Below are 24,582 nucleotides of genomic sequence, written 5' to 3'. Positions count from 1 at the left end.
AACACCAACATTATCACAAAAAATCAAATATATTATGATACTAAAGGTAATAGACTAAAATATGAACAGGGGCAATGGAAATTATGGGAGTAATAGATAATGTCTGTAAATAAAAGAATACTTGAACCTGATTTAACAGCAGAAATTGCTCCTAGAAAGGGCGCAGCAGGTTTTTTATTAGGAGAAGAGCTTAGAACCTTTGAGAGTAGAGTGGGTAGTGTTAAATGGTTTAATAATGTTCAGGAAGCATTAGCTTCCTTGCCTGCTAATGAAGGGTGGATTGCCTATTCTAAAGAACTGAGAAATGCTTGGCATACTCGCACTTGGTACGATTATATTTTTATATATAAAAATGATATTTTAAGTTTATGTTTTAACAGTATTAATTGGCAACTTTATGAAATTTCGGTTGGAGAAGGATATCTTGGTAAGTTTAATAACGTCAAAGTCGGAGATGATTTATTAGTGTTGGAAGACTATTTTGAACTAGACTTCGACGATGGTGATAGAAACTATTTAATAATGAAGGACAATGTCACTATAGAAGGGATATCATTTAGAACAGATTGTTTAGCCGCATTAGAGTATGCACCAAAGCAAAAAATAGAATATATTATTGTAGCTAATTGGGATTGGCGATCAGAGATAGATTGAAGCTCAGTAAAGTTATGTGGAGTATAGGTTCTATTTGATCAGAATGTTAGTAGTATAAAAAACTATAGGCATGATATATAAGTGTTTTTTTTTAGAAATATTTTGTTTGAACCAGACTTAATGGCAGAAATTACTCCCAAAAAAGGCGCAGCAGGCTTTATTTTAGGAAGCTCAATTAAAGATATAGTAAAGAAAATAGGAAGAGTTAATTGGTATGAGTCTAACGCGAATATTTATAATAAATGCTTACAAAATCATGGCTGGATTGGAAGTGTATATTACCAAAGTAATATAGGTAAGCCATATCATAAAGGAATGCATTCTTCTGAATATAATATTTTAAAAACGTTAATTTATAAAAATAATCTTATTAGACTAAGTTTTAATAAGACAGGAAAGCTTTATGTTATATCACTTGGCTTGGGATATGGAAAGAGTTTTTATAATGCTAAACCTAGTGATAATATTAAGTTGCTAGAAAAGTATTTTAAAATTTATTTTGATAACCAAGATGATGTGTTTTATTTATATAAAGAGTCAAATAATGACTTAATACCTGGAATATGTTTTTCAACCAATTATAGAGTTTCATTAGAGGAAGCTCCTGAGCAAATCATAGAGTTTATTTCTATTCATGACTGGTCATTACAATAAAAATCTAGCACTAATGTAAAAATAAACGAAGACATTTAAATTGTACTAGCTAAGATCTGATGTGACACAGCCACGTTTGGGCTGCTAATGCAGCCTTGCTAAAAATAGGTTTATTCATATGGGATTACTGAGGAAGTTACCAAAAAGCAGCACAAGCCATCACTGCTGCATTACAAGGGCTAGCTGGTAACAATCTAGAACAAGCCCTAACAGGCGCAAGTTCACCTTATGTGGCGGGTATTATTAAACAAATGACCGAAGGCAACGAACCTGCTCATTTGATGGCCCATGCCGTATGGGGTGCTATTGTTGCCAATGCCAAAGACAGCAATGCGGCAGCAGGTGCAATCGGTGCAGCCACTGCGGAAGGATTAGCACCATATATACAAAAAGCACTGTATGGCGATAGAAAAGTAAGTGAGTTAACCGAAGAGGAAAAACAAACCATCACCGCACTGGCAACTATTGGTGCAGGGTTAGCAGGAAGCTTTGGAACGGATGGAAACTTTGCCAGTGGTGTGGCGGCGGCTGAAACGGGAAAAAATGCCGTTGAGAATAATGCTATTTCTGATATTGCAGCAGAACAAAGTACAGGTATTTCTAGAGAAGAACAATATAAAAATGCAATGAAACAGCTGGAAGAGCTCGAAGAGAAATTTAAGCAGGAAAATTGCCAAGGATTATCAGAGGAAGCTTGTAGTGTTAAAAGACTAGAGTTACAGGCTAAGGCAACAGAAGGTTTTTGGGAGTCTATGACGTATAAGCCTGTATTAGGCGGTGCTGTGGAAATATACCAGGCAGAGACACCATTAGATTATGGTTTAGGAGTTTTATCTTTAGTTCCAGGTGAAAAAATTCTAGTAAAAATAGGCGATGGGATAAAATATATATATACTGGTAGTAGAACTATTAATAAAGTATTTGTTGAAATATCCGTAGATGAAATCATTAATATTAATAAATCATTTGGAGGTAGCACTACTTTAACTGGGCATGTTGATACAGTGCTTGCAAATATGTCATATCAAGAGGGGTTTTTTGATAAAGCTGCTGTTGCTATTAGAGATATCGCAGGGAGTCATCTATTTGATAATGGAAATAAAAGAACAGCACAAGTTGTTGTCGAACAACTAGCAAAAAAAAATAACATTAATTTAACTGAGCAACAGATTAGAAGAGTAGTTGATGCTGTTGGAACAGGTGAATTGAAAAAAATAGAAGATATATCAAAGGCATTACAAAATGGAAAATAATTCAGATAAATTGCTGGGTGAGTTAGATCGTATAGCAAAGAATGGTTATGTGATAGTTATTAAACTTGATGGAGAAAGAGATAAAAGTTTTTTTTACACAGCTATTTTATCTAGAAGTTCAGATAATGAGTTTTTTTTTAGAAAAGATGGGCCTGAACTTGAGGTATTGATTAAGGAACTAATAGATTTTTATAATAAGAAAGTTAAAGTATGAGTCATTAAATAATGAAAATTTTTTTAGATGATATGAGGGAAGCTCCGGAAGGATGGGTACGTGCATATTGGCCTAACGAGGTTATTTGTCTTTTAAAAAAAGGAAATGTTGAGGAAATAAGTCTGGATCATGATTTGGGTGATGATGATAAAGGAAATGGGTATGATGTCCTTTTGTGGATTGAAAGAGCAGTATTTTTAAATGGTTTTATAGCTCCAGTAATTAATATTCACTCCGCCAACATTTCAGCACGCCATAAAATGGAGATGGCTAAAGAGAATATTGCTAGATACTCTATAAATGCTTCGTCTTTATCGCATAAATGTAAAGAAAAATAAAACGGTTTTCAACTCTAATTTGAATTAGTTAAGATTTAATCGCACATTTTACTTGTAAAAGAGAGAGTTACCCGTTTTGATAAAGGTATCGAAACTTTAATCAAAACAACAGGAGTAACTTTCATGTTACATACTAACAATCCAATCATCAAAAATATAAACTAGATATCATATAACCTGTGTTGCATTGATAGGTTTTGATGATAATGATTTGCTAACAGGGGGAAATATACTCAGCAAAAAGGTATTACAGGTGGGCATAATGCAGATGCATTTTATTCAGCAGTAAACCAGAATGGAGTGAAGATCGTAAGTGAAACTCCTACCGGTATTCCTGGTATTACTGAGATAAAATATCAAATCCCTGCAAAGGACAGAGCTAGTAATATTATTGGTTATAAAGATAAACCACTGATCAAAACTATCTATGATCCTAAAATAGTATCAGATCAAAAAATCTTAGATTTAGGGCAACAGGTAGCTGCTAGTGGCTATAAATCAGCGATATCATCAGGTGCTAGAGAATATACAAGTAGCGCAGGTGGAATAAGCTTTAGGGTTTATCTTGATCCTAAAACAGGAACTGTAACAAACTTCTTTCCGGTAACAAAATAATGAACGAATATATTTTTGAACATATTGATTATGACAATGATCCTGAGTGGGTTATTAAAGATTTTTTTAATTCACTCAACTTTTATGGGAAATTTGTTTGGGGAGTAGAATATATTATTAACAGGATAGGTTTTGTAATCGATGAAACCTGCTGCAATTTTCCTGATTGGAGTGATCCAGATCCCGAACATCATTTTGATGGAGTAATGTTCGGTGTCTGGGAGGGTGAAATTATAGTATTAGAGGAAGTCAGTTTTAAATATGTTCGACTGGCTTGTGAAAAATATCTAGAACTTCATCCAGGAGATACAGATATTGTTAACAAACTACTTGCTAAAATATCATTGTAAATAAGTAATCCACGCTCCTAAGGTCGGGGATCTTTTATTGTTTTTTAGAACTTGCTCACAAGTTCAATAATCAGCTTGTTCTGCTCAATCTTTCAGACTAGCTGTGAGCCTCCGCCGCGTTATAGCTAACAGCAAAACGGCGGAAAAGAGCGCGTTGAGGCAAAAATATGCGGTAAAATAGTGAGCTAAGGCGAAAGGTGTTAGCTAGCTAATAAATAAAGGAAAAAACCGAAACAGTCGGGCGATGGATAACAAGCAACACTAATGCTGGAAAGGAAATGACGGGTACCAGAAGTAAAGCTGGGGAATACCTCGAAGACTTCAAATCATCACCAATACTGGCGGAATTAGTCCAGCAGCAAGCCGGTAAAGGCGGCCAAGTAACAATTAATACTGAGCATATTTTAAATGGTGAGATTAAGACTTATGCAAATGGTACGAAGGTTGGTACAGGAGGGCATTATTTAAAAGATCCAAATATCAAAGTAGATACGTGGACTGGTGCAGCAGATGTGAATGGAGTGACTCAGGGATATATTTCTGTAAGAGATCCATCTACAGGGAAATGGACATAGAAAAAAGCTGAAACAACTTTCTTCCCTGAACATTGGTCTAAACGTCAGACAGAGATAGAAATTAAGAGTGCTTTTTGAAAATTCGAAGCCAAATCCTGATAATAAAGAAATGTGGCAAGGAGTGTCTTCGAGTGGATTAAAAATGGACGGCTATTATAAAAAACCGAATGGTACAGTTGTTACAGCTTTCCTTACAAGAAATCTTAGAATATTTAAAGGGGCTATTTGAGTTAGTAACAGATATAAAGGAAGATGTAGTGACTGTTGCTGAAGCTATGCGAGTTATAGGTCCAAGAATAGAAAGCCCTCTTCCTAAGCTATTAAAAAAGGTTAAAGATCAAGTAATAAAAATAACTATATGTAATGACAATAAAAATATAAAAGCTTTTGGTATATCTAAAATAGAACTTAGTGATTGGATAAAAACTGTTAATTACAAAAAACAACTTTCTGACAATTCCCCAGTTAGCAATACAGCTGAAAATCAACCAACAGCTTGCATATCAGTTAGTGAATAATGGATTAATAGATTGTTTTATAGATAAGCACAGTAAAAAAAGACTAATTACAGAAGCATTTTTAGAGTTGTTTACTAAAGAATATATTTTTTTAGTAGAGATAGCAAAAGTAACAAAAATAGGGTCTCGTACTTTAATGACATATTTAGCAGAAAAAGGGGTTTATCCAGTTGATCATAATGATAATAAAAAACTTAGACTCAAGCTTTATGAAAGAGAAAAATTAAAAGATATAAGTATCTTTAAAGGTATTGTGTAAGTGATTTACTCAATTTGGTATTCGGTTTGTGACGCAATTAGCTTAGCTCCACAAGCTGTTTTCATATCTGCAACGGCCACAGGTTTACCTTGGATTGGTACAGACTCGACACCTTCAACGATAGGGAATGTTCCTTTACATAACGGACATAACACCATATGAGATTTACAGGCGACTGGTTTATCATAAACCAAGTAATCTTCTATTCCCTCTATCACAGTACCGCCATGAGTTGTTGTGTCTCCTTTACGTATGACAGGTTTTAAAGCCATATGGAATACTCCTTTATTAAAATATTTGATGCTTATATATAAATACACCATAATTTTATATACCACAATATTTTTACTTGAAATAGAGTTAATAGATGTTATATTAAAACTGTTGTTTATGTTGATAGAGGCTGTACGATGTAAACATATCATAATGTAATAGATTTTATAATCATGGAAAAACAGCTATGTTTAGTTCAGCCAATGAAACGCATTTTTACTTAGCAGTAGAGGGTTTAGAAAACTCCCCCCTACAAGTTCTAGCTTTTGATGGTATTGAAGGACTCAATGCTGAATATGTATTTGAGATTACACTAGTCAGTGAGCACCTTCGATTTGACATCACCCAACTCCTCAGCAAACCTGCTTATTTGTCCTTTATCCATGATAAAACCCAAGGTGTACACGGTATTATTCATGAGGTTAAGCGTAGCAATGTGGGAGTCGATTATGCTGAATATAAAATAGCCCTTGTTCCTCGGTTTACCCATCTGCATAAACGCCGTAATCATCGTGCTTTTGTCGGTAAAACAGTACCAGAGATCATAAAAACTATTTTAGAAGAGCATGGTATCTTAGAAACCAATGATTTTAACTTTAAATTTAAAGATCCAAGTGTTTATACACCTCGAGAACTTTGTTGCCAATACAATGAATCAGATGCTCACTATCTTTATCGACTCTGCGAAGAGTGTGGTATAGCTATTCATTATGAATTTACCCAAACTCATCATAAAATGATTTTGAATGATGCTCAGCCATTCTTTAAAGACCTACCTAACCCTTTAACTTATCGTTCAAATACGGGCTTTGTGGCGGATGAACCTGTTTTAAAACGGTTTGATGTAGGACTTGTTAGCAATCCACTAACGAGTTCTGAAAGAAATTACAACTTTAAAAACAAAAAAATACCCGAATCATCTTTTGATGGAATACAAAGTAGTAAGGCCAATCAAGCCTCAGAGCCAAATCTTGAACACTACCATTTTCCTGGTAGACTTAACAATGAAGCGACTGCAAAGCAGCAAGCGCAACTCTCCATTGAACGATTAAGAACCAACCAAATACTCGCAGAAGCTTATGGTGATATTCCAACACTGCATGTTGGCCTATGTTTTACTGTAAAAGACTTCCCAGCATTAAATACGATGGCAGCTGATGAACTTTGGCTCATTAAACAAATTAAACACCAAGGCAGACAGCCCCAAGTGCTTGAAGCATTAGGTAGTCAATCATCCGCAGATAGTGACTTTGAACTAACACTTCTCCCTAAATACTTTAAACAACCTATTGCTAAAGAACTACAGTTCCCGTCAAAAAGTTTACAACAAGGCTATCGCAATTGCTTAATAGCGACACCTAAAAATATTGCTTATAGACCTCAACGAGTACATTTCAAACACAAAGTTATTGGTACCCAAACAGCACTGATCACGGGGCCTGCTGGTGAGGAAATTTACTGTGATGAATACGGACGTGTCAAACTGCAATTTCATTGGGATCGTTTAGGCAACTACGATGAACACTCAAGCCATTGGGTACGTGTAGCTAATATTTGGGCTCACAACAAATACGGCGGTATTGAAATCCCCCGTATCGGCATGGAGGTTATGGTCGACTTTCTGGAAGGTGACATTGATAACCCCATTATTCGCGGAGCGGTACATAATGGGGTTAACCAAGTTCCCTATGACCTACCTGGCATTAAAACGCAAAGCACCTTAAAAACCAAGGAATACAAAGGAGGCGGTTATAATGAAGTACTGTTGGATGACACGACTGGCGAAGTAAAGACCCAAATCCATAGTACTCCTGGTACAAGCCAGCTAAATTTAGGATTCCTTACCCATCCTAGGAAATCAGATGGTGGTGGTGAACATCGTGGAAATGGTTTTGAGCTTAGAACTGACGATTGGGGCGCTATACGTGCAGGAAAAGGCATATACCTGACAGCCGATGAAAGAATTACAGCGAGTAGCACCCAACTGGATCTAGAAGAAGCTATTAAGCAATTAGAAAGTTCTTTAATACTAGCTAAAAATTTAGCTAAGTCAGCTAATAGAGCAGGTGCTTTAACCGCAGATACTGAAGATCAAAAACAACAACTAGACAGTGTTTTTACTGAATTAAAACAAGCAGGTATTTTAGCTAGTGCACCTTCTGGTATAGCACTAGTAACCCCCAGAAGTTTACAGTTAAGTGCAGATCAAAATTTAACCTTCACAGCAAATAATAATGCCGACATTAGCGTTGCGCAAAGTTATCGAGTAGTTGCAGGGGAAGCTGTTTCATTATTAGCGACTAATGATGAAATGAAGCTAGTAGCCCATAAGGAAAGAATAAGAGTACAAGCAAACGATAATAATGTTGAGATAATAGCTGATAAAACAGTTAAGATAGTTTCTGCTAATGATAAAATAACAGTAGCAGCAGATAAAGAGCTCTTACTCACCTGTGCAGGGGCTTATATCAAACTAGCCAACGGTGATATACAAATCCATGCTCCTGGAATTATAGACCATAAAGCATCATCTTATCCTTATCAAGGACCTACTTCGTTAGATTTAGGATTTGAAGGTTTGCCTAAAGGAGATACTTATGATTTGCAAATTAAGCTAGTTGATGAGGTGACGGGGGATCTTATTAAAAATACAAAATATCAAATGCATTTAAGTAATGGACAAATATTAGAGGGCATAACAGATGAAAATGCATTAACCAAAAGAGCTTGGAGTACAGAGAAACTAATAGTTGAAAAAATCACTTTATTAGATTACAGACGGTTGAAGGCATAGTTAAAGGAGTAGTTATATGGGAGATGGTGCACAAGAGCTTATTATAGGGCAGCCATTGCGTCAAAGTGGACCTGCTAACCAATCATTAGCAGTTGCTAGAGGCGCACAAAAAAGGTGTCTTTTGACTGTGCCTGCTGCACCAAATAATGTAATAGGAAATTGTGTCTATTATTATCGCCCTTATGATGGTGAGATAGTGAATAAAACAGGGGTTAATTTTAAAAAGATTCTAGATTATGCTGTCACTATTGAACCGTTTGATATTCCCGAAAAAGTACATATTTTTTATAAGCTGTGTACTAATACCGAAGACTTAATACCTCCTGAAAGTACAGACCCTAATTGGTCGAGATGGCATAATTTTTGTGCTCGCCATGTAGGCTGTGGACATAAACCACCATCTTATTATATTGCTTATGGTTATTATTACTGCTCAAATTTTACTCACTATTTACTTCCTAGAATGCGAAGTACTCAAGGAAAAACTTGGTTAAATAATGGAAGAAAGTTGCTCCATAAATATATGGAATTAGGTTTATTATCGAATAATAGTAAAACAGATATCAAAATACCTTCTGTGCGTTATCCAAATAAAAAGCTATCTACCTTGACAGTGCCAGTGAAACAATTGGAAATAACACCTGATAAATTTAAAACCTTTGCTTTTAATTCACATGTCCCAGCTTATTTAGATGCTGGGATAGCAGATGTTCCTATTGCTGATTTATCGAGAGTGTTTGGCCAACCTAACGTTGAAGAATGGGTAGATATCGAAACATGGAAGCAAGCCGTTGATGTTGCATGGGAGGTTGTACCTCATAAAGTATCTCACCCCTTAGATACATCAGGTGAAGTAGTAGATGCAGGATGGCAAGCAGGCTCTTACGTTTTTGAAACAAATGTTAATGCTATTAAGAAAGGAGCAGGTTATGTGGTTAAGGGTGCTGGTGGCCTATGGTCATGGGTAAAATCAAAATTTTAAAAAAAACAACTTATTTTTTATTGGCTTTCATTATATTAGGGTTAATAGGTTATTGTATGGGAAATTCAGATGTATGGACTTTCAAAACAGAATTAATGAAAAATATTAAACCCTACGATGGTGCAGATTTACGTTTAAACGGCAATAATGTTTTTTTAATGCAAGTTACACAACCCGTCTTAGAGTTTAAGACGGCTGTCAGCTCAGTTAACGATAATGACCCCATTCCTACAACAGAGTTCAAAGAAGATTGGATGAATGACTCATATGAAGTGCTTAATCGTATGAGCGTGCGTGTTTTAAAAGGCACACTAGAAAACGACGTTAACATTTGCTTTGAGACCAAAGGTCAGGATGGAAGCTGGTGGATAAGTGATGATACTAAGACTATTTATGTAACATCAGATTGGCTTGATAATCATAAAATTAATGAGTATGTATCAGAAGATGAGTACATTAATTTTACTTATTTTTCTATCTATAAGTCTGTGGATGGTGGCGAAATTTTTAAAAAATTAGCTTGGCCAGAGCATAATAGAATTACACAAATTTTATTTGCCCAAGATGGAAAGAGAGGATATATCGTTGCTGGAGGACCAAGTTTATGGAGAACTGAAGATGGTGGTGAGAGCTGGCAAAAAATTATTATCCCCAAACAACTATCAAATGTTGGCATAGGCGATACAGCCTTAGAACGTTATCAAAATGAAATAACCACCTTTGACGCTTATACGATAGACGGCGAAGGTAATTTATTAATCGTTGGCTTTATAAAGAGGTGGCAACCAAAAGATAGTAATGAAAAAAAGCAAGGTTCGGTTATTTATCAGTTAAAATGGTCTGATAATCTCTCTGACATGAATCAAATAGAACCATTAGCCTTTGTTGATAATGTTAAAGTAAGTGACATTGAAGTCTCCTCTAATAATGAGCTTTATTTATTAACTGAACACTATAATTTTTCAGATCCTAATGTTCATCCTAAAGATAAAGAAGTAGGCTTTATCCATTTACAGGATGAAAAAGAAGTTGTTAGGCACGTTTTTGGGAAAAAATTATTTTTAGGTAAGCTTTATCTTGGCAAGAACGACTTACTCTATACTTCAGGCTTTACATGGACTAGTGGAGGACTACAAGATAATGATTTTGCATTTATTAGTAAAGATAAAGGAAATAGTTGGCAAGCAATAAATGATGGGCGTGCATCAGCAAGAGCAAGCTATTTTGACAAAGAAAATAACACAGTTTGGCTATTAAAAATAAATTCTTTATATTTTAAAGTGTTATAGGTTGTTGATATTTAGTTCTTTAAATAATAACAACCTACTAAAACGAGGGATAGTGATTCGCTTTGGACGATAATCATTCGGTTTAATATTATTTTATATGAGAACAGACATTAGTATTTATTAGAGAGGATTAGCCTAAAATTAGTATCATTATGGACTTACAAAAAGACAGTAGTTTCAATTTGAAAGAGTTGGTTGTTTCGCATAAATGATAGTTAAACTCTAGAACTACAGGTATTTTGTATTTCTTGGTTGCAGACTGATTGAGAACTGACAATGAAACCTATTATAAAACCGTAATTCTTTATTTTATTAATTATGGGATCCTACAATAGTTAAATTAGTGCATAATATTAGGCTGTCCTTGCCTAGCATATTTGATGAAGTGGTTAATGATGTTTACCTTTGTCGAGAAAAAAATTCAAAAAGTGATACTATATCTCGCTAGTACATAGAATTAAAGAATACAATCACAATGCCATTCAGCCGATTAATGTACCTAGTCAAGCAACTGTTTATAGGATGCTTGGAAGTAAGAGCTGCTCGCTATGGTCGTAAAAATGCGGATTACTATTTTAGAAGTGTCGGTAAGGGCATTACCGCAAAACATATTCTAGAAAGGGTAGAGGTTGATCATACACCATTAGATATTATGGTGGTTAATGAGGAAACAGGCATTGTTGAGGGCAGACCCTACTTAACGTGTTTATTGGATGTTAAATCACGAATGCCGTTAGATATGGAAATAGGTTTTGAACCCCCTTCCGTATTATCTGTGATGAAAGCATTAAAACAGGCTATATGGTTTAAAGATTGGATAAATGAAGCTTATCCAACAATTAAAATCTATGGCCTGCTTATGGTATTCCTAACACGTTAATCTGTGATAATGGATTAGAGTTTCACTCAGGGCAATTGCATCGAGTATGTGCAGAATTAAATATAGAGCTAGTGTATTGTCCTAAGCAACAAGCTCATTACAAAGGCTGTGTAGAAAGGTTTTTGGGTACCTTAAATAGACAGGTTTGCCATAAGTTAAAAGGCACGACTTTTTCAAATATTAGACAACGTGGTGATTACCAATCAGCCAATGAAGACTGTATAACCTTAAAAGAGCTAAAGGTAATTATTTATCAATGGTTGATAGATGTTTATTGCCAATCGCTTCATAAACTTCTACAAAGCAGTCCTTTTAATGAGTGGCAAGAGGGTATAAAGCACATTGAACCTTTGCTTCCTGAAAGCGCGCAGTCTTTAGGTTTGATTCTTAGCCACCAATTTAGAAGAAAGATTACTCATCAGGGGATTCAGTTCGTTAATTTGTACTATAACGCGAAAGAACATAGGCTACTACGCGTTGATTTTGATAACTTAGCCTTTATATAGGTACATGATACTTATAATAATGAATACATTGCTATCCCCTGTATCAATCAAGAATATATAAGAGACTTAACCCGCAGACAACATAAAGCCATCTTGGATAATTATAAAGAGCAAGGTAAAAAAATTCTTAATGAAGATAACCTACTTGCTGCTAAGGTTAACTTGTTAGAACAAATTAAAAAGACCAATAATAAATCGATTAGAGAACAAACCAAAGTTGCACGTTTAAAGAAACAACAGCTTGAAAAATCCTGTCAGACAATCCAACCATTAGATTATAAAAAAGCATTGAATATGGAGCTTGATCTATCGGATATACTTGATTTTGACGTAATCACTTCTTACGTAAAACAAGAGCAAAATAATGGATAAATCGCTCATACATAAAACCATTGCCAAGATTAAACAATCCGTCATTATTCATCCGCAGCTTCAACAGGCCTATGAGCTTATCGTAAATGCCTATGAAATGAATTGTTCAGTCGGTATTCCTCAGCATCTTATCTGTGTGGGAGACTCAGGTACAGGAAAATCTACCTTAAAAGAGCAAATAGCAAAATCATTTCCCCCTATCGTGTTAGAAGACCGATTAATCTTACCCGTGCTCGTTATCAATACACCACCGTTACCAACAGTAAAAAATCTAGCCGAAACAGTACTAATAAAATTAGGTGACCCATTATTTCATAAAGGATCGGCTATAGATAAAACACATAGAATACATAATTTCTTTAATCGATTAGGTGTCTTGAAAGTCTGATCTGCTCTCCACTAACGCGGGGTATAACAGCTGAACGATGACGGCAGAGACTATTGAACATATCTTTGGTTTGTCAGCGTTTATTAACGACCAGCTCTTTATGCTCAATTAATTTGGCACGTAGAATATTGCGGCTAATGCCAAGCAATTGAGCAGTATGGACTTGATTATGAAAACTGTATTGATAAGCGGCACGAAATAAGAGTTTTTCTAAATGCTTGTAGAGATTGTCTGGCTGTTCCTCAAAGAATCGTTTGTAAGCTTTTATCAGTAACTCATCAGCGCTCAGATTTTCGTAAGATTCTTGTGCTGAAAAAAATTTTATCGCGCGAGATGAAAAATGTAAATCTTGGGCGTTAATGATATGTGTTTGACAGATTAAAAGAGTGTGGTGAATAACATTTTCTAACTCACGAATATTACCAGGCCATTTGTAGGTTAAAAGTTTTTTTTCTGCATTTGTATCGAGTTGTGCGGGTGGTTTATTGAGCCGTTTGGCATATTCTTGAATAAAATAATGGGCTAAGGGCAGAATATCACCTTGTCGCTCACGTAAAGGTGGAAGTTTGATAGGAGCTACATTGAGACGATAATACAGATCTTCTCGAAAATTGCCTGCCATAATGGCTTTTTCTAATTCTACATTAGTGGCGGCGATAATACGAACATCGATGGCAATACTTTTTCTTGATCCAATTCTTATGACCTCTCTTTCTTGCAAGACACGTAATAATTTAACTTGTACAGCCAGTGGTAGATCACCTATTTCATCTAAAAATAAAGTGCCGCCATTGGCTTCTTCAAACCAACCTGCTTTGTCTGAAATCGCACCAGTAAATGCCCCTTTAGTTTGTCCGAAAAGTTCAGTTTCGACCAGTGTTTCAGTAAAAGCACCACAGTTAACCGCGATGAAAGGCTTGTTGGCTCGCGTACTTAAGCTGTGAATATGCCTTGCGACAAGCTCCTTTCCTGTACCTGTTTCGCCGATGATTAAAACGCTGGCTTCGCTGGGTGCTATTTGGTGTAAATAAAGAAGCAATGCTTTTGATTCTGGGTCTTCAAAAGTTTGTGCTGTCGCTCGGATAGACGTGGCTAAAGCTGGGGAGTAGGGAAGATTGAATAAGCGAGTATTTTCAGTCATGGTATTTAAATAGCTTCAGCTAACAGAGGATGAATGGCTAGTGTGTTTGTTTTTTGATGGTGAAGGGTTGCGATAAATTCATTCAATGACTCAATTAACCGAGCTTTTAGTGAGGGATCAAACAATAGCGGTTGTGTTGATGTGGCGTATTGAATCTGATTATCAGTGGCGAAAATACCGTGTAGAATTTCTTTGGCCTTAAGTGCGGTAATGATTGGTCGAAGCGCATAGTCTAGGGCAAGAAAATGGTTATGAGTGCCTGCTGTGGCAATGGGGAGTATTATTTTATTTAACAAACCGCGTTCTGCGATTAAATCTAAGATAGTTTTTAATACGCCGCTGTAAGCGGCTTTATAAATAGGGGTTGCGATGATAATTCCATCTGCTTTGGCAATTTTTTCGTTCAGCAATTTTATACTGGGGCTATTGAAGTTGGCATACAATAGGTCTTCGGCCACGAAATCGTGAGCAGTGACCGTATAGCTTTCAATACCATGATGTTCAAGGTAGTCGATACTGTAATTCAATAATTCGCTGGAGCGTGATTTTTGATTGGGGCTTCCGCCAATGGCAACAATAAACATACAAAGTATCCTTATGGTATCAGTAATGCATAATCAGTCTATGCGAGTAAATAAATAACTAAAAAGAATTTATTATTATGTTGTTATAGCTAATTGCTATAAATAATAGGTATATCATCTTAGTTTTTTTTGATTGGGTTGCTAATATCCCCCTTGATCTTTCAATCAAGGGAGTTTTTCTAAATCTTTAACTAGCCACGGCAATTGGCTTTGTGTCAAATGCTCCTCCGGTGGCATTGGCCACAATATTAACGCCTTTTTTTCCCGGTAAAAGAGGGAAAACAAGTTCTGCAAATCGAATGGATTCTTCTAAATGGGGGTAACCCGATAAAACGAAAGTATCAACCCCTAAATCTGCATATTCTTTGAGGCGCGCGGCTACGGTTTCAGGATCACCTACTAAAGCGGTACCAGCACCTCCTCTAACTAAACCAACACCTGCCCAGAGATTAGGGCTTATTTCTAGTTTCTCACGTTTACCTTGATGCAATGCTGTAATTCTTTGCTGCCCTACTGAATCCATTTTCGCAAAATTAGCTTGTGCATTAGCAATGGTTTTGTCATCTAATCGGCTAATGAGTCGCTCTGCTTCTGCCCATGCCTCCTCATTGGTTTCTCTAACAATAACTTGTAAGCGAACGCCAAATTTAACCGTGCGTCCCAGTTTTGCAGCACGTGTTCGAACATCATCAATTTTTTCAGCCACAGCCGCGGGAGGTTCTCCCCATGTTAAATAAGCATCTACCTGCTTGGCCGCAATATCATGTGCAATATTTGAGGAGCCACCAAAGTAGAGAGGTGGGTAAGGTTTTTGAATCGTTTCAAAGATATTACGCGCCTGTTTTACTTGAATATATTGACCTTGGTAGTCAACGGTTTTTCCTGTCAATAAGTCACGCCAAACAGTAATAAACTCATTTGTGATTTCATAGCGTTGGTCATGATTGAGAAAAATACCCTCGGTAGCTAATTCTTTCTCATCACCACCTGCAACAATATTGAGTAATAGTCGGCCCTTTAAGGCTTGATCTAATGCCGCTGTTTGGCGAGCGATGACCGTTGGATTGCCAGCAGAGGTACGTAATGCAACAAGTAGTTTAATTTTATGTGTAACGGGAGCGAGAGTTGCTGCTGTAATCCAAGGATCTAAACAGCCTGTTCCATTCGGTATTAATAGTCCATCATAGCCCAAGTTTTCAGCCGCTAGAGCGATTTGGCTCATATATTGAATGGTAGCTGGCCTTGCTGTTTCTGATTCACCTAAATAGCGTGTATCACCAGACGTGGGTAAAAACCAAAATATTTCTTGGCTCATTTTAAATTCCTCTTTTATGTTTACACAGTTAAATATTCTTAAATTGACTAAATTAAACTTTATTTAGAATGATTGGATATAAACAAAATGCATGCCAATGCATCAAGAAGAGAGAGAAATTTTTAACATATTGATAAGTATGAATAAATTATTTTGATAATGTGATTAATGTAAATATTTAGTAAGTGATAAGTGTTGCATTAGCAACAATATTGTTAATCAAGTGTTTATATAGCAACAAATTATAAAATCATTTTTTATTATAACTAAAGGAAATATATAAAGTGCCTTTTATTCTTTTTCTTAAATGATTTTTTTTTGCATACTGAATTTAAGTACTGAATCAACTTTTTACTAGATGAGCAATAATTACAGTGATTGGGGAGATTAAAATGCAAGCAAATTATTTACTAAAAGCCATTATTGTTATTGTTTTAACCATTCTTTCTTTGCAAGTAATTGCTAATGAACAACAAACAAAAGAGCTAAGAATAGGGTATCAAAAATATGGTAATTTGGTACTGTTAAAAAATAGAAGCACATTAGACGAGCGCTTAGCTAAAGAAGGAATAAAAATAAAATGGATTGAATTTCCTGCGGGGCCGCAGCTTCTTGAAGGGTTAAATGTCGGTAGTATTGATTTTGGAACAGTGGGTGAGACACCACCAATTTTTGCGCAAGCAGCGAATGCAGATCTTGTGTACGTAGCCAATGAAATAGCCGCACCTAAAAGTGAAGCTATTTTAGTACCTAAAGGATCAACCATAAAGTCAGTGGCTGAATTAAAAGGTAAAAGAGTAGCACTTAATAAAGGCTCAAATGTCCATTATTTATTAGTCAAGGCGCTAGATGAAGTGGGTTTAAAATACAGTGATATTAAGCCTGTTTATTTAACACCTTCTGATGCGCGTGTGGCGTTTGAAAGTAATCAAGTAGATGCTTGGGCTATTTGGGATCCTTTTCAAGCTGCTGCAGAAACACAAATTCAGGCTCAGAACCTAAGGGATGGTACGGGGATTGTAGACAATTACCAGTTTTATATTGCAAGCCGTTCTTATGCAGAAAAAAATCCACAAATCTTAACAGCCTTGGTTGAAGAGTTACAAAAAATAGGTGATTGGCCAACCAATAAGCCAGAAGAAGTAACAGATATTATTGCCCCAGTAATAGGGTTATCAAAAGAGGCCACCTCTCTTGCTGTAACTCGCAAAAAATATGGAACGCAGTATATTACACCGGACGTTATCAAGTATCAGCAAAAAATTGCAGATACTTTTTATGATCTGAAATTAATACCTAAGAAATTAACTGTGGGAGAGATTATTTGGTCTCCTGAAAGTTCTTCACCCTCAGACCAAGCACATTCAAACTAAGGAGACTTAAAATGTCAGTAAAGAATTGGTTTGTAAAAAAAATACTACCTTGGGTTGTTCCATTAAGTTTGTTGATTGTTTGGCAAGTAGGATCAGAATTGGGATGGATTGCCAATCGTACCTTACCAGCTCCTAGTGCTATTGTTGAAGCAGGTTGGGAATTAACTCACACCGGCGCGTTATGGCAAAATCTAGCTGTGAGTACTTGGCGTGCTTCTATCGGATTTATGATTGGCGGTGGGGTTGGGTTATTGTTGGGATTGGTTACAGGGTTGTCTTTATGGGGTGAAAAGCTTTTAGACAGTACGGTTCAAATGATTCGTAATATTCCACATTTAGCACTTATCCCATTGGTTATTCTTTGGTTTGGTATTGATGAGGCCTCTAAAATATTTTTGGTGGCTTTAGGCGCGTTATTCCCCATTTACCTTAATACGTACCATGGTATTAAGCAAATCGATCAAGATTTGTTGGAAATGGCTCGCAGTTATGGTCTTTCAGGTATAAAACTGTTTATTCACGTTATTTTGCCAGGAGCATTGCCTTCAATTTTGGTAGGTGTTCGATTTTCATTAGGTTTTATGTGGTTAACGTTAATTGTCGCAGAAACCATTTCAGCTAACGAGGGAATTGGTTACTTAGCGATGAATGCACGGGAGTTTTTGCAAACAGATGTTGTGGTATTTATTATTATCTTATATGCCATATTAGGCAAACTAGCCGATGTGATGGCACGCGCGCTAGAACGCATTTGCTTACGTTGGCATCCCACTTATCAGACAGGAGTAATACAATGAAACAATCAGGTGTAGCGATTATCTTAAATCAACTCCATAAACAATTTGGACAGAAAAATATTATTAATAATATCAATTTGACTATTACTCCAGGGCAGTTTGTTGCTGTTGTTGGACGCAGTGGTTGTGGCAAAAGTACTCTGCTACGCCTGTTAGCTGGTTTAGAGAAGGCATCACAGGGACAATTATTATTTAATCACCAACCGATCCAAAAAGCGGATGTTAATACACGACTTATGTTTCAAGATGATCGTTTATTGCCATGGAAAAAGGTTATAGATAATATTGGCTTAGGGCTCTCAGGACAATGGCGTAAAGCTGCTTATAAAGCTTTAGAGTCTGTTGGCTTGACCGATAAAGCAGATGTTTGGCCATCCACCTTGTCAGGAGGGCAAAAACAACGTGTCGCTTTGGCGCGTGCGCTGGTGCATAAACCAAATTTGCTCTTGCTAGATGAACCCCTTGGTGCATTGGATGCACTGACAAGAATAGAAATGCAACAATTGATAGAAAAGCTCTGGCAGCAACACCAGTTTACAGTCGTACTGGTAACACACGATGTTAGTGAAGCAGTAATTTTGGCAGATCGTATTGTTTTGATTGAAGAAGGGCAAATAGGTTTAGATTTAAATGTTAATCTAGCTCGCTCACGTCATAGGTTGACGCATGAATTAGCAGATTTAGAAGCATTGGTATTAAATCGTATTCTTAAAAGGGAAAATACTCATACAGTCCAAACCAATAGAAAAACACTTTTATCTATTGCTGTATAAAGTCTATTCTCTTGATTAAGGGGATAGATTTTAAGCACTTAGCAATGGAAAAAATTAATCTCGATTAATCATATTACAAAAAACTTGATGAAGGCCAGCCCCTACTAAATAAACACACCTTGAGTGATATGCGTTTAAGATAATACAGTGGCTCAAAGCTTCTTTCATACCCTTAAAACAGAATGGATATACCAACATAAACTCGAAAATATTGCTCAGGCTAAATCAATGATCTTATGGTACACTGAAATTTACTATAATTCTGTAAGAAAACATACTCATTTAAATTATTTATACCGTTCAATTTGAAAATAAATGGTATAAATAATTTAAAATAACTCTCCACTAAAGTGTGGGTTTATCTATTATTAATGTCATTTTAATAGATAGGCTAATGTCTGCTGTTCGCTCTTAACGGACTGCCTGATTTATTTTCACTTTAAATGAGAATTATGTTGTTTTTATCATTTTGTATGTGGGTATGATTTCAAATTGATAAGTTTATGTAAGCTATAATTAATGAAATAAATTCTCAAAATAGTGAAACCATTTCTCATAATAAGTGAAATGGTTTCTCATAAGTATTAATAATTTTTCTCAAAATTACTTAAGTAAAAGTTATCAAAGCGTACTATAAAAATAATTGAAAACATTTTAATAAATGCAAAATAGTCTCAAATATTAGCTTTTTTGTATTTTAATCACCTCAAAAAAACATATATTGCTAATGGGTTGTACTAACTCTTCTTCTTTTATCTTTTAATTAACAATACAATAACCTGTGCTGATATATGAACTTTAATGAAGATTAGACTTTTTCTATGGCTACCAAAAGTAAGATTGAATGGACTGAACGTACTTGGAATCCTATCGTAGGCTGTACGAAAGTATCACCTGGATGTAACCCTTTTCAAGCAATTTCAGGTTATGTGAGATTGCACAAAGTAGGTAGCAAAATTTGTTTATTGGCGGATAAGTGAGAAAATCTCAAGAATTGCTACAACCATTATAAAACAGGTGCTGAATATTTCAGCAATTGTGAGAACTAACACTTTACTTTACAGCGTAAAATAGCTGCCCACCAAAATGAGGGCAGCTCATATGACACAAGTTAATTTCCCCTATAAGTTGAGTATCCATAAGGGCTGAGTAAGAGCGGTATATGGTAATGCTTTAAATTGCCATTTGCTTTGAATATAACAGGTACTTCTGGAAAAAATGTTTCCGTCTTATTTTTTTCAAACCATTTACCAGTTTCAAAAGTTACTTTGTAAGTAGCTTTTGAGTCGATTTTTTCACCCTCAGGGTATAAATCAGTTATACGTCCTTGTTCATTAGTTATTGCTGAGTTTAATAGTTTCCAGCCATTTTCTGTCCTTTGTTCAAGTTTAACTTCTATGCCGCTGGAAGGTAAACCATTTTGTAAATTTAATACATGAACACTTAGAGGGTTAGGCCCCGCATTCGCAATGAATGACAAGCAGCTTATAAAGCTTAAAAGAAACAAGTTAATTTTATTCATTTAGGTATCCTTATAAATATGTTGAGTTTTTAACATTTTTCATTGCGCTTTATTATTCCCAATATAATATATAGTCTGGGTTAAATAGTGGAATGCTACGAAAGTCGTTAGTTATCTAAAGTATTTTTAAATGCTAATATAGCATGGTTTTAATATTATAATTAGTTTTCAATATTTAAATCTTAATCATGGTGAATTGATGAAAAAAAGTTTGTTAACATACTTATTAGTAATGGGTATTCCTTGCTTTGCAGAAACGTTTGAGCCAATACAAAAGTATGAAATGAAATTGTCATTAGCTAATAACTTGGGAAGAAATATCCTTGCTGAGTGCAACAAGCTGGGTAAAACAGGTACTGTGTCTGTTGTTGATAGTGCAGGTAATATTGTTATAGTAATGAGAGGCGATAATGTAGGCCCACATAATACTTTAGCTGCACAGCGCAAAGCATATACGGCTTTATCTACTAAATCTAACACCTATGAATTAATGAAAAAAGCTCAAGATAACCCTGAAATGGCTAATTTAACCACTGTCAATGAATTACTTTTACTTGGAGGTGGGGCACCCGTTATATACAAAGACCAGGTCATTGGGGCCGTAGGTGTAGCTGGTATGGGTGGGTCTGAGTTTGATAATAAATGTGCTATTAAAGGTATTGAGAAAACCATTAATAAATAGCTGATATAAAGTTATATAGAAGGCTAGGCCTATAGATTAAGAGGTGCTATATCTCTAATAATTATGCTAAGCACTTTTTTAAGTGATAAACTCTCTGGTTAACGCTACAATGCGACATTTAAGGGTAAATATTTTACCTCTATGTTTTTATAGAGTGTACCCAAAAGGATATATTTTCAAAAAACATTCTTAAAATTAAATTCTCAATGAGTTAGTCTAAAATAAGTTTTGAGACATTAAACAGCAATTTTGAGAAAAAATATTATTTTTTTCATTTTATCTAAGAGTAGACTCAATTTGATAATATCAATAAAGTTATAATATTTGGAAATATACAGTTTGTTATTTCATTAATTATGAGAGCCTACAGTGAAAATATTTTTTGTCATTCCTCATAGTAAATGAAATAGTAATAAGAAAACTATAAGAATAAGTAATCGTTCCAATAATAAGATGGATATAGCCATGTATATCTATTTTTAAAAGTTCTACCATTAATTGATTTATACCATAAAACCATGAGTAGGTATGTTATCTATAAAAATAAAGATAGCTTATAATCTCAGTGTGCTATTCCTAATGACTAGGGGCACTTAGAAATTTAAACTTGGAGAGTTTTATGAAGCAAAATAATATGAAATGCAAAATTTTTCTTTCTGTTATGGTAACCTGCTTTTCAGTATTTTCGATTGCGCAGGAAAACACCGCCTCTAATGTTGGATTTAGAATTTTTACAAAGGTTAATCGTCCTGATCCTAAACTGGTAGAAGGATTCCATAATATCCCAGTAGCTAATATTGCAGATATGATGAACCGTACTAAAGTAATGGATGCTCGAATAAAGAAAATAAATAAAAATAATTTACTTGGCCCAGCCTTTACGGTTAAGGTGAGGTCTGACGATAATTTAATGGCGCATAAAGCTATAAGTATGGCTCAGCCTGGCGATATTATAGTGATTGACGCAGAGGGTAAGTTAGATAATGCTATTATAGGCGAACAGATGGTTCGTACGGCTATTCAAAGAAAACTTGGTGGTATTGTTGTTGATGGTGCTGTTCGCGATTCAGATTATCTTGCTAAACAAACAGATATTCCTGTGTATGCCGCGGGTATTACACCTGCAGGTCCATATAAAGATGGCCCTGGTGAAATAAATACACCTATTAGTGTTGGCGGTGTTGTTGTGCGTCCTGGAGATATTCTTGTTGGTGATGATGATGGGGTTGTTGTTATAGAGCCACAATCTGCACAATATGTACTTGAACAATCAATGAAAAAAAATGCAGGAGAGGCTAAGTTAATTGAGCAAATTACGAATGGAAGTCGTGATTATTCTTGGATTGATAAAGCATTGAAAGAAAAGTCAGTACAAATTATTGATGATGTTTACAAATAGATCTATTAAGCAATTTATAGTTCACCACGTCTAATAGTGGTGGGCTATATCTATTTATTATATTATCTTTTAACCTAAAGGCTTTATTATTAGGTTAATTTAACTAAAAGTAATTGAGAATAGGAAGCAAATTATGACCATCAAAAGAGTTTTATTTATTGCATCTATCATCATTTTTACAGCTTTTCGCCCAGCATTTGCTGGAGATAATGCAAAGCAGATACAGGGTATTTGGCAACTAGTTTCTTATAATATTGAAGTAAAAGCTACAGGAGAAAAATTCCCTCCAATGGGTGCTCATCCTTCTGGATATACTATCTTTACTCCCGAGGGACGTACATGGTTTATGTTAACAGGCGATGATCGTAAGCCAGCTACAACAACCGAAGAAAAAGCAAAATTACTTGATACAATGGTTGCTTATGCAGGCGCTTATAGAATAGAAGGCGATAAGTGGATTACTTCTGTACAGGTTGCTTGGAACCCTGCATGGGTAGGTACGGAGCAAGCTCGTCAGTTTAAAATAGAAGGCGATAAGCTACAAGTATTAACTCCATGGCGTGTAATGCCTAATTGGGCTGATAAAGGAGAAACACGCAGTATTATTACTTTTGAGCGCTTTAAGCAATAGATGAAAGTTTGCAGGTCTATTGTTTATAACACTTGATTATAGACCTGCAAATTATTAATTACCTATGATTTAGATAAGGTTATCTAAATTGATTCCTAAGCTTTTTGCAATATCAAGCGCTTTACCAACAAGATTAGCATTGTCGGGTTTCGCAAGATCAGCAACTTGTTGGTTAGTGTCTTGGTTGGTAAATTTTTCTGAAAGAGTTTTGAATAAATCAATGAAGCTTTCTGATGAGTTAGGTTGCGGCGTAGAACTATCACCTAATACCTTAAGAGCCGATAGCTTTTGAATAATATCAGGAGACAAGTTAGTTAAAAACTTTTGGATCAATGTACTGGCTGCTTCATTACCGATTAAGCTTTTAGCCATGCCTAAAAGTCCAGAGCCCTGACTTTCACCAGAAAGTTGACCGGCCAGTTTTGTGTATTGAGATAAAATATCACTTAAAGACATTATGATTCCTTTTTGTTTGATTAGTTTGTTTAGTTGTTATGTTTTAATACCAGCGGGCTTCTCCTTCTGGGCGCTGTTTAAATCGCTTCATGCTCCACATATATTGTGTAGGCCAACGTTTTACACAGTTTTCAATAATTTGCCCCATGGTTTCTGTACCTTCTGTAAGGTCTTTGCTATAGATGGTCTCTGGTGCTTCTTCAAAAATGACTTTGTAACCAGAACCGTCATCTAAGCGGATGGCGTGCCCAACAAACGCAATCGCTTTTTTTTCTGTGACCATGCTGGGTACAAATTTACTGGTTAGCGCTTGGGTTGCGAAAAAGGGAACGAATACTCCAGATGAGCGAGAGGGCTCCGGGTCTGCTGGTATACCCGCACAACCACCTCTACGTATTTCTTTAATAACACTTAAGATACCTTCTTTGGTTGAGGGAGCTACCCGATTGCCCATTTGTACACGGCGCTTTTTTAAGAATTCATCAAGCTCTTTTAATTTTGGGGGACGATAGAAAATAACAGGGTTACAATAGCTAGAGTAATAATGATTAAGAATTTCCCAATTACCTAGATGGCTTGTAATGCCTACAGCACCTTTACCAGACTCAATAGCATTTTTTAAAAACTCTAAACCTTCTACTTGCTTTATGTATTTTAGGGTTTTTTCAGGTGGCCAGCACCAAGCACAGGCACTTTCTGCCATAGTTTTTCCTTGATTGATAAGGGTTTGCTTGGCTAGTTTATGGATTTCTTTGGGCGATAGCTCAGGAAAACATTTAGCGAGATTGATTAATGCGACTTGCTTAGAGCGATTAGGAAATATCCACATAAGGAGTCCTACAAAGCCACCTACTCTTTGTACGCCTCCCCATGGAAGTAATGCTAATAAACGGATAAATCCTACAGCGAATCGGCCTCTAAATTTTTTCACGTTTTGATCTCTAATCTGTAAATTACCTCATTTATTTTAACATTTACTCAAGAATAATGGGGGG

General features: G+C 35.7%; 31 protein-coding genes and 1 pseudogene. 25 read left to right on the top strand and 7 right to left on the bottom strand.

The window, feature by feature from the left end; translation table 11 throughout:
* Positions 1–99 precede the first annotated feature (99 nt).
* The 10 genes and pseudogenes from DM558_RS12225 (at position 100) to DM558_RS12180 (ending at position 5,430) form a co-directional block, all read left to right on the top strand.
* The gene (locus tag DM558_RS12225; protein WP_127164258.1) at positions 100–654 is read left to right on the top strand and encodes a hypothetical protein; all 555 of its coding nucleotides are present in this window, start codon (positions 100–102) and stop codon (positions 652–654) included.
* Positions 655–756: 102 nt separating this feature from the next.
* Positions 757–1,308 carry a hypothetical protein gene (locus DM558_RS12220; RefSeq protein ID WP_164731458.1) on the top strand — a complete coding sequence of 184 codons (552 nt, stop codon included), beginning with the start codon at positions 757–759 and terminating at the stop codon, positions 1,306–1,308.
* A gap of 230 nt (positions 1,309–1,538) precedes the next feature.
* On the top strand, positions 1,539–2,561 hold the full coding sequence (locus DM558_RS12215; RefSeq protein ID WP_127164256.1) for a VENN motif pre-toxin domain-containing protein: 1,023 nt from the start codon (positions 1,539–1,541) through the stop codon (positions 2,559–2,561).
* Complete coding sequence (locus DM558_RS12210; RefSeq protein WP_127164255.1) at positions 2,551–2,775, top strand: hypothetical protein; 225 nt, start codon at positions 2,551–2,553, stop codon at positions 2,773–2,775. The genes DM558_RS12215 and DM558_RS12210 overlap by 11 nt, the downstream gene beginning before the upstream one ends.
* Positions 2,776–2,786: 11 nt before the next feature.
* Positions 2,787–3,113 (top strand): cyclic-phosphate processing receiver domain-containing protein, encoded by a 327-nt coding sequence (locus tag DM558_RS12205; protein WP_127164254.1) that lies wholly within the window; start codon positions 2,787–2,789, stop codon positions 3,111–3,113.
* Between the two features lie 231 nt (positions 3,114–3,344).
* Positions 3,345–3,728: pseudogene (locus DM558_RS12200) on the top strand (CdiA family toxin C-terminal domain-containing protein); the annotation flags it as partial.
* Positions 3,728–4,078, top strand: coding sequence for a ribonuclease toxin immunity protein CdiI (cdiI, locus tag DM558_RS12195; protein ID WP_164731457.1), 351 nt, complete (start codon positions 3,728–3,730; stop codon positions 4,076–4,078). The pseudogene DM558_RS12200 and the gene cdiI, both read left to right, overlap by 1 nt.
* A gap of 278 nt (positions 4,079–4,356) precedes the next feature.
* Complete coding sequence (locus tag DM558_RS12190) at positions 4,357–4,653, top strand: hypothetical protein (RefSeq protein ID WP_127164252.1); 297 nt, start codon at positions 4,357–4,359, stop codon at positions 4,651–4,653.
* A gap of 167 nt (positions 4,654–4,820) precedes the next feature.
* Positions 4,821–5,171, top strand: a complete 351-nt coding sequence (locus DM558_RS12185; protein WP_127164251.1) for a hypothetical protein — start codon at positions 4,821–4,823, stop codon at positions 5,169–5,171.
* On the top strand, positions 5,164–5,430 hold the full coding sequence (locus DM558_RS12180) for a hypothetical protein (RefSeq protein ID WP_127164250.1): 267 nt from the start codon (positions 5,164–5,166) through the stop codon (positions 5,428–5,430). The genes DM558_RS12185 and DM558_RS12180 overlap by 8 nt, the downstream gene beginning before the upstream one ends.
* A gap of 5 nt (positions 5,431–5,435) precedes the next feature.
* On the opposite strand, the gene DM558_RS12175 is transcribed toward DM558_RS12180, so the two are convergent.
* Positions 5,436–5,702 carry a PAAR domain-containing protein gene (locus tag DM558_RS12175; protein ID WP_127164249.1) on the bottom strand — a complete coding sequence of 89 codons (267 nt, stop codon included), beginning with the start codon at positions 5,700–5,702 and terminating at the stop codon, positions 5,436–5,438.
* 188 nt (positions 5,703–5,890) lie between these two features.
* On the opposite strand from DM558_RS12175, the gene DM558_RS12170 reads away from it, so the two are divergent.
* From DM558_RS12170 to DM558_RS12140, 7 genes are all read left to right on the top strand, one after another.
* Positions 5,891–8,497, top strand: a complete 2,607-nt coding sequence (locus tag DM558_RS12170) for a type VI secretion system Vgr family protein (RefSeq protein WP_127164248.1) — start codon at positions 5,891–5,893, stop codon at positions 8,495–8,497.
* Positions 8,498–8,513: 16 nt separating this feature from the next.
* Positions 8,514–9,479 carry a hypothetical protein gene (locus DM558_RS12165; protein ID WP_127164247.1) on the top strand — a complete coding sequence of 322 codons (966 nt, stop codon included), beginning with the start codon at positions 8,514–8,516 and terminating at the stop codon, positions 9,477–9,479.
* Between the two features lie 56 nt (positions 9,480–9,535).
* Positions 9,536–10,768 (top strand): WD40/YVTN/BNR-like repeat-containing protein, encoded by a 1,233-nt coding sequence (locus DM558_RS12160; RefSeq protein WP_127164246.1) that lies wholly within the window; start codon positions 9,536–9,538, stop codon positions 10,766–10,768.
* Between the two features lie 475 nt (positions 10,769–11,243).
* Positions 11,244–11,648, top strand: coding sequence for a hypothetical protein (locus DM558_RS12155; protein ID WP_127164245.1), 405 nt, complete (start codon positions 11,244–11,246; stop codon positions 11,646–11,648).
* Between the two features lie 35 nt (positions 11,649–11,683).
* Complete coding sequence (locus DM558_RS12150) at positions 11,684–12,154, top strand: hypothetical protein (protein WP_228411745.1); 471 nt, start codon at positions 11,684–11,686, stop codon at positions 12,152–12,154.
* 93 nt (positions 12,155–12,247) lie between these two features.
* Positions 12,248–12,526, top strand: coding sequence for a hypothetical protein (locus tag DM558_RS12145; RefSeq protein ID WP_127164243.1), 279 nt, complete (start codon positions 12,248–12,250; stop codon positions 12,524–12,526).
* Positions 12,519–12,914, top strand: a complete 396-nt coding sequence (locus tag DM558_RS12140) for a TniB family NTP-binding protein (protein WP_127164242.1) — start codon at positions 12,519–12,521, stop codon at positions 12,912–12,914. Before DM558_RS12145 ends, DM558_RS12140 begins: the two co-directional genes overlap by 8 nt.
* A gap of 73 nt (positions 12,915–12,987) precedes the next feature.
* Here DM558_RS12140 and DM558_RS12135 read toward each other — a convergent pair whose 3' ends face one another.
* The 3 genes from DM558_RS12135 to ssuD all read right to left on the bottom strand — a co-directional run bounded on the left by DM558_RS12135 (position 12,988) and on the right by ssuD (position 15,954).
* Positions 12,988–14,055, bottom strand: a complete 1,068-nt coding sequence (locus DM558_RS12135) for a sigma-54 interaction domain-containing protein (RefSeq protein ID WP_127164241.1) — start codon at positions 14,053–14,055, stop codon at positions 12,988–12,990.
* Between the two features lie 5 nt (positions 14,056–14,060).
* A complete protein-coding gene (gene ssuE / locus DM558_RS12130) occupies positions 14,061–14,639 on the bottom strand; it encodes an NADPH-dependent FMN reductase (RefSeq protein ID WP_127164240.1) in 579 nt (192 codons plus the stop codon).
* A gap of 187 nt (positions 14,640–14,826) precedes the next feature.
* Positions 14,827–15,954, bottom strand: a complete 1,128-nt coding sequence (gene ssuD / locus DM558_RS12125) for an FMNH2-dependent alkanesulfonate monooxygenase (RefSeq protein WP_127164239.1) — start codon at positions 15,952–15,954, stop codon at positions 14,827–14,829.
* Between the two features lie 392 nt (positions 15,955–16,346).
* Between ssuD and DM558_RS12120 the strand changes: the two genes are divergently transcribed.
* From DM558_RS12120 to DM558_RS15850, 5 genes are all read left to right on the top strand, one after another.
* Complete coding sequence (locus DM558_RS12120; RefSeq protein ID WP_127164238.1) at positions 16,347–17,327, top strand: sulfonate ABC transporter substrate-binding protein; 981 nt, start codon at positions 16,347–16,349, stop codon at positions 17,325–17,327.
* Positions 17,328–17,338: 11 nt separating this feature from the next.
* Positions 17,339–18,124, top strand: a complete 786-nt coding sequence (ssuC, locus tag DM558_RS12115) for an aliphatic sulfonate ABC transporter permease SsuC (protein WP_127164237.1) — start codon at positions 17,339–17,341, stop codon at positions 18,122–18,124.
* A complete protein-coding gene (ssuB, locus tag DM558_RS12110) occupies positions 18,121–18,897 on the top strand; it encodes an aliphatic sulfonates ABC transporter ATP-binding protein (protein WP_127164236.1) in 777 nt (258 codons plus the stop codon). Before ssuC ends, ssuB begins: the two co-directional genes overlap by 4 nt.
* A 147-nt stretch (positions 18,898–19,044) precedes the next feature.
* Positions 19,045–19,206, top strand: coding sequence for an integrase core domain-containing protein (locus DM558_RS16070; RefSeq protein WP_127164235.1), 162 nt, complete (start codon positions 19,045–19,047; stop codon positions 19,204–19,206).
* 512 nt (positions 19,207–19,718) lie between these two features.
* Positions 19,719–19,877 (top strand): DUF5131 family protein, encoded by a 159-nt coding sequence (locus DM558_RS15850; RefSeq protein ID WP_228411744.1) that lies wholly within the window; start codon positions 19,719–19,721, stop codon positions 19,875–19,877.
* A 131-nt stretch (positions 19,878–20,008) separates the two neighbouring features.
* Here DM558_RS15850 and uraH read toward each other — a convergent pair whose 3' ends face one another.
* Positions 20,009–20,419, bottom strand: a complete 411-nt coding sequence (gene uraH / locus DM558_RS12095; RefSeq protein ID WP_127164234.1) for a hydroxyisourate hydrolase — start codon at positions 20,417–20,419, stop codon at positions 20,009–20,011.
* A 199-nt stretch (positions 20,420–20,618) separates the two neighbouring features.
* On the opposite strand from uraH, the gene DM558_RS12090 reads away from it, so the two are divergent.
* The 3 genes from DM558_RS12090 to DM558_RS12080 all read left to right on the top strand — a co-directional run bounded on the left by DM558_RS12090 (position 20,619) and on the right by DM558_RS12080 (position 23,131).
* On the top strand, positions 20,619–21,101 hold the full coding sequence (locus tag DM558_RS12090; protein ID WP_127164233.1) for a GlcG/HbpS family heme-binding protein: 483 nt from the start codon (positions 20,619–20,621) through the stop codon (positions 21,099–21,101).
* A gap of 619 nt (positions 21,102–21,720) precedes the next feature.
* Entirely contained in the window at positions 21,721–22,500 is a 780-nt protein-coding gene (locus DM558_RS12085) for an RraA family protein (protein ID WP_228411743.1), read from the top strand.
* 133 nt (positions 22,501–22,633) lie between these two features.
* The gene (locus tag DM558_RS12080; protein ID WP_127164232.1) at positions 22,634–23,131 is read left to right on the top strand and encodes a lipocalin-like domain-containing protein; all 498 of its coding nucleotides are present in this window, start codon (positions 22,634–22,636) and stop codon (positions 23,129–23,131) included.
* A gap of 69 nt (positions 23,132–23,200) precedes the next feature.
* On the opposite strand, the gene DM558_RS12075 is transcribed toward DM558_RS12080, so the two are convergent.
* Positions 23,201–23,587, bottom strand: coding sequence for a hypothetical protein (locus DM558_RS12075; protein ID WP_127164231.1), 387 nt, complete (start codon positions 23,585–23,587; stop codon positions 23,201–23,203).
* Between the two features lie 43 nt (positions 23,588–23,630).
* The gene (locus DM558_RS12070; RefSeq protein ID WP_127164230.1) at positions 23,631–24,518 is read right to left on the bottom strand and encodes a lysophospholipid acyltransferase; all 888 of its coding nucleotides are present in this window, start codon (positions 24,516–24,518) and stop codon (positions 23,631–23,633) included.
* Between the last annotated feature and the right edge of the window lie 64 nt (positions 24,519–24,582).

Source organism: Entomomonas moraniae (assembly GCF_003991975.1).
Taxonomy (GTDB): domain Bacteria; phylum Pseudomonadota; class Gammaproteobacteria; order Pseudomonadales; family Pseudomonadaceae; genus Entomomonas; species Entomomonas moraniae.
The sequence above is the reverse complement of the archived record's forward strand: the minus strand, read 5'-3'. Positions and strand labels throughout refer to the sequence as shown.

Bases quoted from the DNA above. Each gene is read 5' to 3' on its own strand.
- DM558_RS12225 (WP_127164258.1), top strand. From the start codon at position 100: ATGTCTGTAAATAAAAGAATACTTGAACCTGATTTAACAGCAGAAATT.
- DM558_RS12210 (WP_127164255.1), top strand. From the start codon at position 2,551: ATGGAAAATAATTCAGATAAATTGCTGGGTGAGTTAGATCGTATAGCA.
- DM558_RS12205 (WP_127164254.1), top strand. From the start codon at position 2,787: ATGAAAATTTTTTTAGATGATATGAGGGAAGCTCCGGAAGGATGGGTA.
- cdiI (WP_164731457.1), top strand. From the start codon at position 3,728: ATGAACGAATATATTTTTGAACATATTGATTATGACAATGATCCTGAG.
- DM558_RS12190 (WP_127164252.1), top strand. From the start codon at position 4,357: ATGACGGGTACCAGAAGTAAAGCTGGGGAATACCTCGAAGACTTCAAA.
- DM558_RS12185 (WP_127164251.1), top strand. From the start codon at position 4,821: ATGGTACAGTTGTTACAGCTTTCCTTACAAGAAATCTTAGAATATTTA.
- DM558_RS12175 (WP_127164249.1), bottom strand. From the start codon at position 5,702: ATGGCTTTAAAACCTGTCATACGTAAAGGAGACACAACAACTCATGGC.
- DM558_RS12170 (WP_127164248.1), top strand. From the start codon at position 5,891: ATGTTTAGTTCAGCCAATGAAACGCATTTTTACTTAGCAGTAGAGGGT.
- DM558_RS12165 (WP_127164247.1), top strand. From the start codon at position 8,514: ATGGGAGATGGTGCACAAGAGCTTATTATAGGGCAGCCATTGCGTCAA.
- DM558_RS12160 (WP_127164246.1), top strand. From the start codon at position 9,536: ATGGGAAATTCAGATGTATGGACTTTCAAAACAGAATTAATGAAAAAT.
- DM558_RS12155 (WP_127164245.1), top strand. From the start codon at position 11,244: ATGCCATTCAGCCGATTAATGTACCTAGTCAAGCAACTGTTTATAGGA.
- DM558_RS12140 (WP_127164242.1), top strand. From the start codon at position 12,519: ATGGATAAATCGCTCATACATAAAACCATTGCCAAGATTAAACAATCC.
- DM558_RS12135 (WP_127164241.1), bottom strand. From the start codon at position 14,055: ATGACTGAAAATACTCGCTTATTCAATCTTCCCTACTCCCCAGCTTTA.
- ssuE (WP_127164240.1), bottom strand. From the start codon at position 14,639: ATGTTTATTGTTGCCATTGGCGGAAGCCCCAATCAAAAATCACGCTCC.
- ssuD (WP_127164239.1), bottom strand. From the start codon at position 15,954: ATGAGCCAAGAAATATTTTGGTTTTTACCCACGTCTGGTGATACACGC.
- DM558_RS12120 (WP_127164238.1), top strand. From the start codon at position 16,347: ATGCAAGCAAATTATTTACTAAAAGCCATTATTGTTATTGTTTTAACC.
- ssuC (WP_127164237.1), top strand. From the start codon at position 17,339: ATGTCAGTAAAGAATTGGTTTGTAAAAAAAATACTACCTTGGGTTGTT.
- ssuB (WP_127164236.1), top strand. From the start codon at position 18,121: ATGAAACAATCAGGTGTAGCGATTATCTTAAATCAACTCCATAAACAA.
- DM558_RS15850 (WP_228411744.1), top strand. From the start codon at position 19,719: ATGGCTACCAAAAGTAAGATTGAATGGACTGAACGTACTTGGAATCCT.
- uraH (WP_127164234.1), bottom strand. From the start codon at position 20,419: ATGAATAAAATTAACTTGTTTCTTTTAAGCTTTATAAGCTGCTTGTCA.
- DM558_RS12090 (WP_127164233.1), top strand. From the start codon at position 20,619: ATGAAAAAAAGTTTGTTAACATACTTATTAGTAATGGGTATTCCTTGC.
- DM558_RS12085 (WP_228411743.1), top strand. From the start codon at position 21,721: ATGAAGCAAAATAATATGAAATGCAAAATTTTTCTTTCTGTTATGGTA.
- DM558_RS12080 (WP_127164232.1), top strand. From the start codon at position 22,634: ATGACCATCAAAAGAGTTTTATTTATTGCATCTATCATCATTTTTACA.
- DM558_RS12075 (WP_127164231.1), bottom strand. From the start codon at position 23,587: ATGTCTTTAAGTGATATTTTATCTCAATACACAAAACTGGCCGGTCAA.